The 1,391-nt window shown below is 68.4% G+C and carries 2 protein-coding genes; both read left to right on the plus strand.

From position 1 onward, the window contains the following. Positions 1-66 precede the first annotated feature (66 nt). The gene (locus tag AB0N14_RS40150; protein WP_366030618.1) at positions 67-894 is read left to right on the plus strand and encodes an IS5 family transposase; all 828 of its coding nucleotides are present in this window, start codon (positions 67-69) and stop codon (positions 892-894) included. Further along, complete coding sequence (locus AB0N14_RS40155) at positions 891-1,313, plus strand: hypothetical protein (RefSeq protein WP_366030619.1); 423 nt, start codon at positions 891-893, stop codon at positions 1,311-1,313. The genes AB0N14_RS40150 and AB0N14_RS40155 overlap by 4 nt, the downstream gene beginning before the upstream one ends. Positions 1,314-1,391 lie beyond the last annotated feature (78 nt).

Raw genomic sequence — 1,391 nt, forward strand, 5'->3', positions numbered from 1 at the left:
GCTGGAACGTGTGGCTCAGGCGTATCGGGGCTGATCGGGGAGCCCTGTCGTGCTGGAGTGTTCTTCGTGAGTGACCGCCAGCCCTACAAGAGCGACTTGTCCGACGAGCGGTGGACCCTGATCGAGCCCGTCATCGCCTCCTGGAAGGCTCGGCATCCCTCCGTCAGCGGTCACCAGGGCGCCTACGAGATGCGGGAGATCGTCAACGCCCTGCTCTACCAGTCCCGCACCGGCTGCCAGTGGGACTACCTCCCCCACGATCTACCCCCGGCCGGCGCGGTGAAGTACTACTTCTACAAGTGGCGCGACGACGGCACCGACCAGACCATTCACGACCTGCTGCGCTGGCAGGTCCGCGACCGGGGGCGCAAGGCCGACCCGAGCCTGGTGGTACTCGACACCCAGAGCCTGCACGCGGCCGCCGGGGTGCCCGCCGACACCACCGGAAGGGACGCGGCAAAAAAAGTCCCGGGCCGCAAACGCGGCCTGGCAGTTGATGTTCTCGGTCTGGTGATCGCGGTGGTGGTGCTGGCCGCGTCCGCGCATGACAACGCCGCCGGCATCGCCTTGCTGGACAAGGTCGCCGCCGACACCGACACGGTACAGAAGGCCCTGGTGGACCAGGGGTTCAAGACCGCCGTCATCGACCACGGGCAGAAGGTGGGTATCGACGTCGAAGTCGTCGAGCGCAACCCGGCAGCCAGCGGGTTCGTCCCGCAGCCCAAGAGGTGGGTGGTGGAGCAGGTGAACGGGATCATGATGCTGCACCGCAGGCTGGTACGGGACTACGAGCACCGGCCCGCCTCCGCCGAGTCGAGGGTGTACTGGGCCATAAGCGACCGGATGGCCCGGATGCTCACCTCGACCTCCACCCCCACCTGGCGCGGCGCGTGAGCGGCAGCGAGCTGACCTTGGGAGCGGTGCTGGCGCGCTTGGAGGAGCAGGAGCGTGAGATCGCCGCGCAGGCCGAGGCCACGCGGGGACGCATCGCGGAACTCACCGCGCAATTGGAGGAGTTCGACCGGGTCGCCGAGGAGGTCCGCATCACCCGCAAGACCCTGCTGGCGCTGCCTGATCCGTCCCCGCCGACGCCGCCGACCGTGAAGCTGCCGGACCATCCGGCCTACCGGCAGATCATGGCGGTGTTCGCCGCGGCCGACGCCCCGCTGCGGGCACGGGCGGTCTGCGAGGCGATGGATCTGGAGATCGCGCCCAGCAACGTCAACAACGTCCGACTGAAGCTGAAGCGGCTGGTCGAACGCGGGATCCTGATCGAGCCCGAGCAGGGGTTGTTCACCCAGCCACGGCCATAGCCACCCGGAGAGGCCACCGCCAGCCCGACAGCCCCACCTCCAAGCGCGAAACGGGCAACACGTCACTTACCGCCCTCT

It is taken from the genome of Streptomyces sp. NPDC051104 (genome assembly GCF_040682835.1).
Classification (GTDB): Bacteria; Actinomycetota; Actinomycetes; order Streptomycetales; family Streptomycetaceae; genus Streptomyces; species Streptomyces cynarae.